General features: G+C 72.6%; 9 protein-coding genes. 7 read left to right on the plus strand and 2 right to left on the minus strand.

Going from position 1 to position 13,169, the window contains the following annotated elements; all coding sequences use genetic code 11:
• Positions 1-123: 123 nt before the first annotated feature.
• Both WME83_RS16780 and WME83_RS16785 read right to left on the minus strand, forming a co-directional pair.
• The gene (locus WME83_RS16780) at positions 124-1,410 is read right to left on the minus strand and encodes a patatin-like phospholipase family protein (RefSeq protein ID WP_437320292.1); all 1,287 of its coding nucleotides are present in this window, start codon (positions 1,408-1,410) and stop codon (positions 124-126) included.
• Positions 1,407-5,858, minus strand: coding sequence for a serine/threonine-protein kinase (locus tag WME83_RS16785; RefSeq protein WP_437320293.1), 4,452 nt, complete (start codon positions 5,856-5,858; stop codon positions 1,407-1,409). The genes WME83_RS16780 and WME83_RS16785 overlap by 4 nt, the downstream gene beginning before the upstream one ends.
• 491 nt (positions 5,859-6,349) lie before the next feature.
• Between WME83_RS16785 and WME83_RS16790 the strand changes: the two genes are divergently transcribed.
• From WME83_RS16790 to WME83_RS16820, 7 genes are all read left to right on the plus strand, one after another.
• The gene (locus WME83_RS16790) at positions 6,350-8,083 is read left to right on the plus strand and encodes a fumarate reductase/succinate dehydrogenase flavoprotein subunit (protein WP_437320294.1); all 1,734 of its coding nucleotides are present in this window, start codon (positions 6,350-6,352) and stop codon (positions 8,081-8,083) included.
• A 19-nt stretch (positions 8,084-8,102) separates the two neighbouring features.
• Positions 8,103-8,387 carry a 4Fe-4S dicluster domain-containing protein gene (locus tag WME83_RS16795; RefSeq protein ID WP_437320295.1) on the plus strand — a complete coding sequence of 95 codons (285 nt, stop codon included), beginning with the start codon at positions 8,103-8,105 and terminating at the stop codon, positions 8,385-8,387.
• A 23-nt stretch (positions 8,388-8,410) separates the two neighbouring features.
• Positions 8,411-9,385, plus strand: coding sequence for a HEAT repeat domain-containing protein (locus tag WME83_RS16800; protein ID WP_437320296.1), 975 nt, complete (start codon positions 8,411-8,413; stop codon positions 9,383-9,385).
• 4 nt (positions 9,386-9,389) lie between these two features.
• On the plus strand, positions 9,390-10,820 hold the full coding sequence (locus tag WME83_RS16805) for an ABC transporter substrate-binding protein (RefSeq protein ID WP_437320297.1): 1,431 nt from the start codon (positions 9,390-9,392) through the stop codon (positions 10,818-10,820).
• The gene (locus tag WME83_RS16810; protein WP_437320298.1) at positions 10,817-11,734 is read left to right on the plus strand and encodes an ABC transporter permease; all 918 of its coding nucleotides are present in this window, start codon (positions 10,817-10,819) and stop codon (positions 11,732-11,734) included. Before WME83_RS16805 ends, WME83_RS16810 begins: the two co-directional genes overlap by 4 nt.
• Positions 11,731-12,594: an ABC transporter ATP-binding protein gene (locus WME83_RS16815; protein WP_437320299.1), complete on the plus strand. Its 864-nt coding sequence runs from the start codon at positions 11,731-11,733 to the stop codon at positions 12,592-12,594. Before WME83_RS16810 ends, WME83_RS16815 begins: the two co-directional genes overlap by 4 nt.
• 96 nt (positions 12,595-12,690) lie before the next feature.
• Complete coding sequence (locus WME83_RS16820; protein ID WP_437320300.1) at positions 12,691-13,116, plus strand: DoxX family protein; 426 nt, start codon at positions 12,691-12,693, stop codon at positions 13,114-13,116.
• Positions 13,117-13,169: the final 53 nt, after the last annotated feature.

Below are 13,169 nucleotides of genomic sequence, written 5' to 3' on the forward strand. Positions count from 1 at the left end.
GATGTTTGAGCCTGGGACATGGCTGCTCCGGCTTGCCGGAGCGGCCATGTCCCAGGCGAGTTCGGCGGGGCCCCGCACCGCGCCACGAACACCCCCTCCGAGGGCCGGGCAGCCCTCGACGAGCTAGATGGACCCGCCGGGCCCCACCGGAGGCGGAATCGACCACTCCGCGCTGTCCGAGAGCCTCGGCTCCGCCTCCTCCGCTGCGCTCCCGAAGAAATCCGCCACGTCGTGCCGCCTCGCCTCCGCGTCCGCCCGCCCGAGCTCGATCAGCTTCCGCGTGAACGACCCGTCGAACAGGAGGTAGCTCGCCAGATCCGCGTCGTTCTCCGCCCCCACGTCCACCAGCGAGAGCAGCCGCCGCATCATCGCCGGCCCCCCCTGCACCTTGCCCGCCTTCACGTGCTCCGCCGCCAGCCGCCCGAGATCCACGCTCGGCCGCACCACCAGCGTCTCCACCCGCCGGTACGGCAGCGCCCCGCGCTGCGCCGCCGCGCCGTTGATCGCGGGCAGGAAATCCGGCCCGAACGCCCGCTCCCCGTCCTCGATCATGTGGTTGACCCGCGTCAGGACCTCGAAGTCCGTCTGGATGTGGTCGAGCAGGAACGCGTTCAGCACCTTGCCGAGCACCAGCGCCATCCCCGGCGGTTTGCCGCTGTCCCCCGCGTCGATGCTCCGCACCTCCCGCGACAGCCCGATCGCCAGCACGTGCGTCGCCCCCAGCCGGAGCGCCGGCGCGATCGGCGTGTTCTGCCGCACCCCGCCGTCCATGTACAGATCCCGGCCGATGCGCACCGGCGGGAACAGGATCGGGATCGCCGCCGAAGCGAGCGCGTGCGGCGGGCCGATCAGCGCCCCGCGGATGATCGTCCGCGGCGGCGCCGTCGTCGGCAGCGCGCCGTCCGGCCCGGTCTGCATGAAGATCACCGTGCGGCCCGTCGCGATCTCCGTCGCCGACACGCTGACCGCCGACAGGTACCCGTGGCGCAGCGTTCGCGCGATCGCGCGCCACGGGATCTCCCGCTCGACGAGCCGCTGCATCGGCGAGACGTCGAACAGGCCCACGCCCTCCGAGCCGCCGCCGAACATGAGCTTCGGCAACGAGATCGCCTGCCGCACCCCGAAGCCGAGCACCGTCTCGAGCTTCAGCTGCGTCCACAGGTTGACGAGCCGCCGCACGCCCAGCGTCGGATCGTCGAGGTGCGCCGCGAGGTAGCACGCGTTCACCGCCCCCACCGACGTCCCGCACAGGATGTCGATCCGCGGCGGCGCGCCCCGCAGCCGGGCGAACGCGTCGAGCACGTACGACATCACCCCCACCTCGTACGCCCCCCGCGCCCCGCCGCCCGAGAGGATCACCGCGACCTTGCGCCGCGGCTTCGCACCTGTCCTTCCGCCGGTACCCGTCATGCCATCTCCCCGCGGCGGAGCGGGTCGTGCCCCGCCGCCGGACCCTCGGCCTCCGCGGCCAGGATGCGCCGCACCACGGCGCGCTCCAGGAACAGCGCCCTGAGCCGCGCGTCGCGGATGTAGCTCGCCACCTTCTGCACGTGGAGCGCGGCGCGGTGGTACGCGTCCGCGGCGCTCGCCGGCGCGCCCTTCTGCAGCGCCTCGCAGCAGAGGTCGCGCACCTCGATGCCGTACTCCGAGCTGCCCGCCTCGACCGCGCCGAGCGCCGTCCGCGCGAGCAGCACCCCGGAGTGCACCTCGCCCGCGTCCACCCGCGCCGCCGCCTCGATCGCCGTCGCGTACGCGTGGTAGCTCATCAGCCCCTGCGACTCGGCGAGCTGCCGCGCCTCGGAGGCGTTCGCGATCGCGGCCTGGACGTCGCCCTGCGCCTTCGCGAGGAGGCCGCGCACGTTGCGCTCGTGGATCATGTCGTACACGCTGCCGGTCACCGCGATGAGCGCGCCCGCGTCGGCGCACAGGGTGTACGCGGCGTCGGCGTCGCCCGCTTCGAGGAAGATCCCCGCCGTGCAGAGGAGCGTGTCGGCCCGCGCATCCTGATCGTCATAGCGCTCGTGCGCCTCCCGCGCCCGCTTCATGTACGCGAGGCTGCGCGGCATGTCCCCGAGCTTGGCGTACGCGTGGCCGATGTTGCTCAGCGTCTTCGCGATCTGGAACCTCCCGCCGATCGCGAGATCGATGGAAATCGACGAGAGCCCGACCGCGATCGCGTCCTCGAAGCGCTCGAGCACGAACATCGCCACCGCGAGCGAGTTCTTCGCGCGCGCCTCGCTGCGGCGCGCGCCCACCGCGCGGAACACCGCGATCGCCTCGGCGTAGGCCTCGACCGCCTCCTGCACGCGGCCCACCCGGCGCAGCAGCACCCCCTTCGTGCGCAGCACCTCCGCGCGCGCCCGCGGCGTCAGCCCGCCCATGTGCGTCACCCGGAGCGCCCGGTCGGCCGCGCTGATCGCGCCCTGGACGTCGCCGAGCTCGCGCAGCACCTCCGAGAGGATCGTGAGCGCCTCGACCTCGAGCGCCGGACGCCGGGCGATGCGGGCGATCTCGGCCGCCCGCTGCGCCACCGGCAGGCCGCGGGCGAGGTGGCCGTCGTCGAGGTCGAGCCGCGCGGTGCGCACGAGCGCGAGCGCGGCCCACCGCGCCTGCCCGCTCTCCTTCGCGAGCTGGCGCAGCGCCGCGAGGTGCTTCTTCCGCTCGCGGCGGCGGCCGAGGTGGCGGAAGATCGCCTCCAGCGCCTCGTGCGCGATCATCCGGCGGGTGTCGCCGGTCGGCAGGAGCGACAGCGCGCGCTCGTAGTACCGGCGCGACAGCTGCGCCTGGTGCCCGGCGCGCGCGGCCCGCGCCGCGTCGAGGTAGAGCTCCGCCGCCGGCCCGGGCGCCTCGCCGCGCGCGAGGTGCTGCGCCACGATCGCGGCCGAGAGCCCCTGCGCGAGCGGCGTCGTCGACAGGTGCTCGCCGAGCCGCCGGTGCATGCGCACGCGGCTCGCGCTGTCGAGCGCGAGGTAGGCGACGTCGCGCACGAGCGGGTGCCGGAAGTCCACCGCCCCGGCCCGGCGATCGCACAGGCCGCGCGCGCAGAGGCGCGTCACCGCCTCGTCGTCCGCGAGCCGCGTCAGGTTCAGGATGTCGTCCTTGAGCAGCGGGCCCCCGGCGACCGCGAGCCAGTTCACGACGTCGTGCTCCGCGGGCGGCAGCTCGCGCAGCCGGTCGCCGATGAGCTGCTCCAGGGTCGACGGGAGCGGCTCGCCGCGGTCCCCGGTCCGGTCGTGGCGGACGAGCTCGTGCCGCCCGTCCGGGTGCTCGACGATCTCCAGCGTGCCCCGCTCGAGCAGCGCGTCGACCATCTCGAGCAGGAAGAACGGGTTGCCGGCGACGCGCGGCACGAGCTCGCCGCAGACGGCCGAGACGCCCTCGCGCACGCCGAGGCGCGCCTCGACGAGGCGCATCTGCTCCTCGGCGCTGAGGCCGCGAAGCTCGATCCGCACGAGCCCCTCGATGAACGGCGTCACGCGCTCCTCGGGGCGCGTGAGCAGCAGCACGAGGATCGGGAGCCGCTCCGAGCGCTGCTTGAGGAGCTCCGAGATGAGCTCCAGGCTCGGGCGATCGGCCCACTGGAGGCCGTCGATGACGACGACGAGCGGCTGGTGGCGCGCCAGCGAGCCGAGCAGGTACTTCACGCCGCGCACCACCACGTCGCGGCCGTAGGCCGACGCGTCCTCCTCGGGGTGGTCGAGCTGCTTGCCCGTGACGAGCTCGGCGAGGCGCGTGACGATGCGCGCCCCGAGCGGCGAGCGCGCGATCGACCCGAGCAGCGCGCGGATCACGTGGGCGGCGTCGTCGATCGAGTGGTCGAGCCCCATCCCGGTGACGTCGCGGAGCACGTCGCAGACCGTGGCGAGCGGCAGCTCGCTCTTCACCGGCGAGCACTCGACGTGGAGCACGCGCGCCTCGCCGGGGAGCTCCGAGAGGAACGTCGAGATGAGCGCGCTCTTGCCGATGCCCATCTCGCCGACGATGACGCGCGCCACCGACTGGCCCCGGAGCGCGCCGCCCGGCGGGCTCGGCGGCTTGCTCTGCCGGCTCGGCGGCGGCGGCGGCTCGCTCTCGCCGTAGCGCGACGGCGGCTCGGCGAGGCCCTTCACGGGCGGCGACACCGCGCGGTGGTAGGCGGCGTGCAGGTCCGCGCGCTCCGCGTCGCGCCCCACGAGGTCGTTCGGCGACAGCGCGATCTCCGCCATCCGCTCCTCGCGGGTGAGCGGGCGCTGCAGCGCGTAGAGCCGCATCTGGTGCGGGACCTGGTAGCCGCCGGCGTCGTTGAGATCGAGCGACGGCGCGTCGCCCCAGCGGAAGTCGCGCCGGACGAGGCGGTAGACGCCGCCCGCGACCCAGGTCTTGCCGAACGGGGTGCGGCTGCCGAGGCGCTCGGCCAGGAAATTCGCGGGCTCCTTGAGCACGTGGTTGATGAGGTGCCCCTGCTCGTCGCGCTCGCCGTACGCGATGCCGCGGACGATGCCGATCGCGGCGCGGAGCTCGACGGGCAGGTCCTCCGACGCGCCCGCGAGCGCCTCGTGCACGTCGACGGCCAGCGAGGCCGCGTCGGCCGCGGCGCGCGACGGGTTCGCGAGCAGCCCCACGACGGCGCGCGCGCTCGCGTGCGACTCCCACGACCAGATCGCCCCGTGCTTGAAGGCGATCGCGTCGAGGGTCGTGCGGATCGAGCGCCCGCTGCGCTTGCCGGCGAGCCGCCCCTGCGCCCCGAGCAGCTCGTCCACCCCCTCGATGCGCAGCGTCACCACCGCGACGTGGCGCACCTCGCGCACGACCCGCGGCGCCCCGGTGTTCTCGGCCTCGCCGCCCGTGCGCGCGGCCGGCACCGCCGCGAGCGTCTGCGGCTGCGCCATGGACCCGCTGTCCGGGGCCTGCTCCGCCGCGCCGCCCGCGGCGTTGTCGCGCGCGTCCTCGTGGCTCCTCGGGCCGAGCAGGTGGGCCACGGTCTGCTCGACCGACGCGTTGTCGACGAGCTCCTGCTTCGCGAGCAGCACGCGCGCGATCGCGCCGGCGAGGTCGCGCGCGGTCTGGAAGCGGTCCTCGGGCCCGTGCGCCATGGCGCGCATCACGATCGCCTCGAGCTCCGCCGGGATGTCGCGCGCGTGGGCCGACGGCGGGTCGAACAGGCCCTCCTTGACGGCCTGGAGGAGCGCCTCGTCGTCGAGCTTGCCGTAGGGCGAGCGCATGGCGAGCAGCTCGTAGAGCACGACGCCGAGGGCGTAGATGTCGCTCCGCCGGTCGACGCGCTCGCCGCGCGCCTGCTCGGGCGACATGTACCCGAACTTGCCCTTGAGCACGCCGGGCTCCTCGCGGAAGAGGTTCGCGCTGGCGATGCCGAAGTCGGCGATCTTCACGACGCCCTCGAACGACAGGAGGATGTTCTGCGGCGAGACGTCGCGGTGGACGATGGCGAGCGGCATGCCGCCCTCGTCCTTGCGCTCGTGGGCGTAGTGCAGCCCCTTCGCCGCCTCGGAGACGATGAACGCGGACACGAGGGGCGGGATCCGCGACTCCTTCTGCTGCGCGGCGCGCATCAGCTTGCCGAGGTCGAAGCCCTCGACGTACTCCATCGAGAGGAGCAGCCCGTCCTCGCCGTGGTCCGAGAACTCGTAGACCTGGACGATGTTCGGGTGGTTCAGGCGGGTCGCGAGGTGGGCCTCCTCGACGAACATCGCGCGGAAGCGCCGCGAGGCCCCGTGCGCGGGGAGGATCCGCTTGACGACGAGGAGCTTGTAGGTCCCCTCGGCGCCGCGCTTCTTGGCGAGGAAGACCTCCGCCATGCCGCCAGCGCCCAGGCGGCGCTGGATCTCTAGGTCGGCGAGCTGGGACGGGTGCTTGGCCATGCAGCGAAGCGGCGCGCGGGCGCCGCGGCTGGGAGGCGCCGGGCGCGGTGGATCAGGGAGACCGATGAAAGAAGGACCGCGCGCGGTTCCCCCCGATCCATGGGAGGACTACGGGTTGACCCGCATGGTAGCGTCCCGCCCGCGTCTTCGGGGAGACAACCATGGTGGAAAGGCGAATCTTTCTGGGCGGGTCGGGGGTCGGCGCGCCCGGTGAGCCCGCCCGCGCGCCGCGGATCCGCGGCCGCGCGGCCGTCCGCCATCGACGCTGAATTTTCGCTTGCAAGGCGCCCTCACGCGGGGCTCGCCCCCGGGCCGCCGCGGCCGGCCGAGGGCAACAAAGCGATTGCCCAGGGTGCCACCGTCTGTTAAAGCGGATCCGGTACAGCGGATGCGGCGTCCGTAATGGAAGACGCCGTGCATCCGACCCTGGCAGCCGGGCTGATCGGCGGCGGGGTCGTCGTGTGCGCGCTGGAGACCTCGAGGGGTTCGACATGGACATTCGCGTGACAGAGGCGGAAGTCGTCGTCGTGGGCGGCGGAAGCGCAGGGTCGACTGCAGCGGTGGAGGCGCAGCAGCGGCTGCCGCGGGGGCGGGTGGTGCTCCTCGAGAAGGCGCATATCAAGCGGAGCGGCGCCATCGCGATCGGCATGGACGGGCTGAACAACGCGATCATCCCCGGACACGCGACGCCGGAGCAGTACGTGAAAGAGATCACGGTGGCCAACGATGGCATCGTGAACCAGCGCGCCATCTACGAATACGCGCGGAACAGCTTCGCGATGCTCCAGGAGCTCGACGCCTGGGGGGTCAAGTTCCAGAAGACGCGCTCGGGCGATTTCGACGTCAAGAAGGTCCACCACAACGGGAGCTACGTCCTCCCGATGCCGGAGGGCTACGATCTCAAGAAGATCCTCACGCGCATGGTGAAGCGCGCCGGGGTGCGGGTGATCAACCGCGTCATGGCCACACGGATCCTCGTGACCGAGGGGCAGGTCGCCGGCGTGATCGGCTTCGACACCCGCGAGGGTCACATCGAGATCATCAAGGCCAGGGCGGTCATCCTCTGCTGCGGCGCCTCGGGGCGGCTCGGGCTGCCGGCGTCCGGCTATCTCCACGGGACGTACGAGAACCCCTCGAACGCCGGAGACGGCTACTCGATGGCCTACCACGCGGGCGCCGAGCTCACGGGCATCGAGTGCTTCCAGATCAACCCGCTCATCAAGGACTACAACGGTCCGGCGTGCGCCTACGTCACCGGCCCGCTCGGCGGGCACACGGTGAACGCGCGGGGGCACCGCTTCATCGAGAGCGACTACTGGAGCGGGCAGATGATGCTCGAGTTCTACCGGGAGCTCCACTCGGCGAACGGCCCTGTCTACCTCAAGCTCACGCACCTCGCCCCGGAGACGATCACCGAGGTCGAGCGGGTCCTCCACCAGACGGAGCGCCCGAGCCGCGGCCGCTTCCACGAGGGGAGGGGGCACAGCTACGCGAGCGATCTCGTCGAGATGCACATCTCCGAGATCGGCCTGTGCAGCGGCCACAGCGCCTCGGGCGTCTGGGTCAACGAGAAGGGCGAGACCACGGTGCCCGGGCTCTACGCCGCCGGCGACATGGCGTGCGTGCCGCACAACTACCTCCTCGGCGCGCTCACCTACGGGAAGATCTGCGCCCAGAACGCGCTCGACTACCTCGATCGCACGCCCGCCGTCGAGCCGCTCGCGGCCGACGTGGACGCCGAGCGCGAGCGCATCCTCGCCCCGCTCTCCCGGAAGAGCGGAGTCGCGCCCCACCAGTACGAATACAAGGTTCGGCGCCTCGTGAACGACTACCTTCAGCCGCCGAAGACGGGCAACCGGATGACCCTCGGGCTCGAGTACTTCCTGCGCGCGAAGGACGAGCTCGACGAGGTCACGGCGGCGAGCCCCCACGAGCTCATGCGCGTGATGGAGTGCCACTTCATCCGCGACTGCGCCGAGATGGCCGCGCGCGCCTCGCTGTACCGGACCGAGAGCCGCTGGGGCCTCTACCATTACCGGCTCGATTACCCCGAGATGGACGACCGCCGCTGGTTCACCCACGTGAACCTGAAGAAGGGCGACGACGGCGAGATGGTCGCCTTCAAGCGCCCCGTGGAGCCTTATCTCTTCCCGATCGACGACGGCGAGCTCAAAACCTACCACCGGCTGCGCATCCCGGCCGAAGAGCAGCGCGCGCCGCTCTGACGAGCAACGAGGTCAATCCATGGGTCACCTTCTCAACCGTGAATCCGTCAAGGCGCAGCGCGCCAGGACCGTGGGCAACGCCGAGGCCTCCGTCCGGCTCGATCTGCCGGTCGTCATCGACGAGGCGTCCTGCATCAAGGGGTGCCGCATCTGCATCGACTCGTGCCCGGTGGACTGCCTCGCCATCCATCCAGAGACGAAGAAGGCGCACATGGCCTACGACGAGTGCTGGTATTGCCTCGCGTGCGAGATCGACTGCCCGAAAGAGGCCATCACCGTGAAGATCCCTTTCCTCATCCGGTAGCGGCCTCGAGGCGGAGAGACGACATGACACAGCCTTCGCTCGCACAGGAGCTCGTGAGCGTGCTCAGGGATCCCGATCCCGGCGCGCGCCAGCTCGCGCTCACCCAGATCGAGGACCTCTCGGACCCGGAGATCCTCCACCCGCTCCTCGAGGCCGCCCGCGACGAGGACCCCACGGTGCGGGCGCTCGCCCTCGGGCACCTCGAGGACCTCGGCGACCCGCGCGCGGTGCCCGCCATCCTCCGCGCGCTCGACGACGACGAGACCCACGTGCGCGAGGCCGCCGCCACGGCCCTCCGCGAGCTCCGCGGGGCCGAGGCGGCCACCCACCTGATCGACGCGATGCGTCACGACAGCCCGTTCGTGCGCATGTCGGTGATCGTGGCGCTCCGGGAGATCCGCGATCCGCGGGCGCTCGAGCACCTCGAGGGCGCGCTCCTCGACCCGTCGCCCGAGGTGCGGCGCGAGGCGGTGCTCTCCCTGGCCTACCTGCGGCGGCCCGAGACCGCGCGCGCCCTGCGTGGCAGCCTGCGCGATCCCGACGCGCGGGTGCGGCAGGTCGCGATCGGCGCGCTCGAGCCGCTCGGCGCGCCGGCGCTCGTCGAGGAGCTCGTCGCGCTCTTGTCCGACCCTGACTGGCGGGTGCGCGTCGAGGCCGCGATCGTGCTCGGGCGCTCGGCGCACGGCCTCGCCGCGCCGCACCTCCGGACCGCGCTCAAGGACGCGGCCTGGCAGGTGCGGAAGGAGGCGGCGCTCGCGCTCGGGCGGCTCCGGGCGGCCTCGGCCGCGGAGGATCTCGTCGGGCTGCTCGGGAGCGAGCTGCCCGACCTGCGCAAGGCCGCCGCCCAGGCGCTCGGCGAGCTCGCGGCGGCGTCGGCCGAGGCGCCGCTCCAGCGGCTGCTCGGCGACGCCGACGTCGAGGTGCGGAAGGCGGCGTCCCGCGCCCTCGACGCCATCCGGGCGGGGGCCGGGCGCCATGGAACCTTCGCGAGGGATTGAGCCGATGATCAAGGCAGCGCGCGTGCTGTTGCTCCTCGTGGCGGTCCTCGTCGGCCTGTCGTGCACGAAGGGAGAGAAGCGGACGATCCGCATCGCCATCGGGACGCAGGACACGACGATCAACTGCGCCACCGGCGGGCTCCTGATCCGGGAGCTCAAGCTGCTCGAGAAGCACCTCCCGAGGGACGGCAAGTACAGGGACGTCTCCTACGAGATCGAGTGGAAGGACTTCACCTCGGGGCCGCCGCTGACGACCGAGATGGTGGCCGGGAAGCTCGACATCGGCGCGATGGCCGACTTCCCCGGCGTGCTGAACGGCGTCGCCCACCAGAAGCAGGGGAGCCGCAGCCTCTTCATCGCCACGCTCTCCGGCAGCGCGCTCGGGAGCGGCAACGGCATCGTGGTGCCGAGCGACTCGCCGGCGCAGGGCCTGAAGGACCTCAAGGGCAAGCAGATCTCCGTCCCGTTCGGCTCGTCCGCCCACGGCATGCTGCTCCGGGCGATCCGCGATCTCGGCTGGGATCCGGACAAGGACGTGACGCTGGTGTCGCAGTCGCCCGAGGTCGGCGGCTCCTCGCTGAAGGCGAAGAAGATCGACGCGCACGCCGATTTCGTCCCGTTCGCCGAGCTGTTCCCGTTCCGCGGCTTCGCCCGCAAGATCTACGACGGCGCCAGCGTCAAGGTGCCGACGGCGCACGGCGTCCTGGCGCGCGCGGCGTACGCGGAGGAGCACCCGGAGATCGTCGTCGCCTTCCTCAAGGCGGCGCTCGAGGCCGATCGGCTGTTCGCGGAGGAGCCCGAGAAGTACAGCGAGCTCATCGAGAAGGTGACCGGCGTGGACGCCGAGGTCGCCTACATGTTCCACGGGCCGCTCGGCATCCAGACGCGGGACTTCACCATCAAGCCCGAGGTCCGCCGCGCGCTCCAGGTGGCCGTCGACACGCTCACGCTGCTCAAGCGCACCGACACGACGCTCGACGTCGGCGCGTTCGTGGACGACCGGTACATCCGGCGCGCCGCCCAGGAGCTCGGGCTCGACTACGAGGCGCGGCTCGCGAGCTACGCGAAGCTCCCGCTCTCCGGCAGCGACGTCGTGTCCGGCGCGCCGATCGCCGAGCCGACGCTGGCCGCGCAGATCTGGGTCGGGGGCGAGCCGAAGGTGCGCGCGTACGCGAGCCCGGGCTCCGCGCTCGCGGCGCTGAAGCAGCTCACGGCCGAGGGCAAGGAGATCCGCGCCGCCTTCGTGCACGACCGGCTCAGCGGGGTGAAGCTCCTCGCCGATCGCGCGTGGTACGCGCGGCGCCCCGACGGGAGCCTCGCGGCGTTCCTGGCGAAGGAGGACGCCGAGCGGTGGGCCGCGGAGAACGCCGCGGCGGTCGTCGACTTCGCGACCCTGCGGGGCGACGTCACCAAGCTCACGGCGGCGGCGCCATGACGATGATCTCGGAGCGCAGCGCGCCCGCCGCGGCGGAGCTCGGCGGCCGCGCGACCTTCGCGCCCGCGCCGGCGAGCGCGAGCGCGTCCCGGCGGCGCGCGCCCCCGGCGCCGGGCGGCGAGCGGCGCCCGCGGCGCGATCTCGGCCGCGCCGCGCTGCGCGTCCTGTCCGTGGCCGCGTGCGTCGCCCTCTGGCAGTGGGCGTCGGTGTCGCGCGTCGACCTCGGCCTCGTCACGTTCGTCAACGTGCCCGCGCCGACCGAGGTCCTCGTCGCGGCGCGGGAGCTCTTCGGCTCGCCGAAGCTCTGGCTGCACCTCCGGAGCAGCGTGCTCCGCGTCCTCGCGGGCTTCGCCGTCGCGGGCGTCACGGGCGTCGTGCTCGGGCTCGTCATCGGCCGCTCGCGGCTCGCCGAGGACACGCTCCTGCCGCCGCTCGAGGTCCTGCGCCCCATCCCCGGCGTCGCCTGGCTCCCGCTCGCGATCCTGATGTTCCCGTCGGCCGAGCTGAGCATGATCTTCATTACGTATATGGGCGCGCTCTTCCCGATCCTGCTCGCGACGATCCACGGCGTCGGCGCCCTCGATCCGCGGCTCATCGCGAGCTCGCGCAGCCTCGGCGCGCGCCCCTTCCGCCTCTTCCTCGAGGTGGTCCTCCCGGGCGCGCTGCCCAGCATTCTCACCGGGATGAGCATCGGCATGGGCACGTCCTGGTTTTGCCTCGTCACCGCCGAGATGATCGGCGGCCAGTACGGCATCGGCTACTTCACCTGGGAGTCGTACAACTTGCAGCGCTACCCGGACATCGTCCTCGGCATGCTGCTCATCGGCCTGATGGGCATGCTCAGCAGCGCGCTCGTCCAGCGGATCGGCGCGTGGCTCACGCCCTGGCACCGGCCCGAGGAGAAGGGCCGATGACGCCCGCAGCGCGCGCGGCGCGCCGGGAGAGCCCGGGGGGCGCCGTCGAGATCCGCGGCCTGTCCGTGGCCCTCGGGGCGGGCCCCCGCCGCGTCGAGGTGGTGCGGGATCTCGATCTCACCGTCGAGGGCGGCGAGCTCGTGAGCCTGCTCGGCCCGTCCGGGTGCGGCAAATCGACGATCCTGAACGCCGTCGCCGGGTACGTGACGCCGGAGCGCGGCAGCATCGTCGTCGGCGGCGAGCCGGTCGACGCGCCCGGGCCGGAGCGCGGCATGGTCTTCCAGCAGTCCTCGCTGCTCCCCTGGAAGACGGTGCTGAACAACGTCGGCTTCGGCCTCAAGATGCGCGGCGTCCCGGAGCGCGAGCGCCGGGAGGCGTCCCGCCGCCTGCTCGATCTCGTCGGGCTGTCGGGGTTCGAGGACGCCTATCCGGCGCAGCTCTCCGGCGGCATGCAGCAGCGGGTCGAGATCGCGCGCGTGCTGATCACCGAGCCGCGCGTGGTCCTGATGGACGAGCCGTTCAGCGCGCTCGACGCCCAGACCCGGCTCTCGATGCAGGCGCTGCTCCTCGACGTCATCCGCCACGTGCGCACGACGGTGCTGTTCGTCACGCACGACATCGACGAGGCGATCTTCCTGTCCGACCGCATCGCCCTCATGACCCGCCGCCCGTGCCGCGTCGGCGCGCAGATCGCCGTGCCGTTCGAGCGGCCGAGGAGCGCCGCGATCGTGGGCTCGGGCGAGTTCGCCGCGATCAAGCGGCGGTGCCTCGACGCCCTGAACGACGGGCGCGCGACCGCCGCGACCGCCGCGACCGCCGCGACCCCCGCGCGCAGCCTCGACCTGCGCCCGAGCGCGTGAAGCGCGGACCGGCGCGGCGGCGGGGCGAGGTCAGGCGCACGCCCTTGATGTTCCCTGCATTTTTCCTTACTACCGAGCCGAGAGGAGTGATCCCCGATGCTCACCAGATTCCTGCGGGTGACCGACGTGCCGTTTCCCGGCTCGGTCGCGCTGCTCGCGCTTCGCGTCGTCACCGGCATTGCCTTCATCTTTCACGGCTGGGGGAAGATCCAGGCCCCCTTCAGCTGGATGGGGCCCACCGCGCCCGTTCCCGGGTTCCTGCAGGCGCTGGCCGCCATCGCCGAGGTCGGCGGCGGCATCGCCTGGATCCTCGGCCTCCTGACGCCGCTCGCGTCGCTCGGGATCGCCATCACCATGGCCGTCGCCGTCTCGGTGCACTTGATGAACGGCGACCCGTTCTTCGCGATGGGCGGCCCCTCCTACGAGGTGGCGGCGGTCTACTTCAGCATCTCCCTCGTGCTGCTCCTGCTCGGGCCGGGGAGGCTCTCCGCCGACGCGGCCATCTTCGGGCCGAAGCGCTGAGCGGCTCCGCGCGCGCTCGCCCGACGCGCGCCATCGCGTCGCCGCCGGCGCTC

The sequence above is a fragment of the Sorangium sp. So ce385 genome (genome assembly GCF_051474135.1).
GTDB lineage: Bacteria > Myxococcota_A > Polyangia > Polyangiales > Polyangiaceae > Sorangium > Sorangium cellulosum_D.

Bases quoted from the DNA above. Each gene is read 5' to 3' on its own strand.
- WME83_RS16780 (WP_437320292.1), bottom strand. From the start codon at position 1,410: ATGACGGGTACCGGCGGAAGGACAGGTGCGAAGCCGCGGCGCAAGGTC.
- WME83_RS16785 (WP_437320293.1), bottom strand. From the start codon at position 5,858: ATGGCCAAGCACCCGTCCCAGCTCGCCGACCTAGAGATCCAGCGCCGC.
- WME83_RS16790 (WP_437320294.1), top strand. From the start codon at position 6,350: ATGGACATTCGCGTGACAGAGGCGGAAGTCGTCGTCGTGGGCGGCGGA.
- WME83_RS16795 (WP_437320295.1), top strand. From the start codon at position 8,103: ATGGGTCACCTTCTCAACCGTGAATCCGTCAAGGCGCAGCGCGCCAGG.
- WME83_RS16800 (WP_437320296.1), top strand. From the start codon at position 8,411: ATGACACAGCCTTCGCTCGCACAGGAGCTCGTGAGCGTGCTCAGGGAT.
- WME83_RS16805 (WP_437320297.1), top strand. From the start codon at position 9,390: ATGATCAAGGCAGCGCGCGTGCTGTTGCTCCTCGTGGCGGTCCTCGTC.
- WME83_RS16810 (WP_437320298.1), top strand. From the start codon at position 10,817: ATGACGATGATCTCGGAGCGCAGCGCGCCCGCCGCGGCGGAGCTCGGC.
- WME83_RS16815 (WP_437320299.1), top strand. From the start codon at position 11,731: ATGACGCCCGCAGCGCGCGCGGCGCGCCGGGAGAGCCCGGGGGGCGCC.
- WME83_RS16820 (WP_437320300.1), top strand. From the start codon at position 12,691: ATGCTCACCAGATTCCTGCGGGTGACCGACGTGCCGTTTCCCGGCTCG.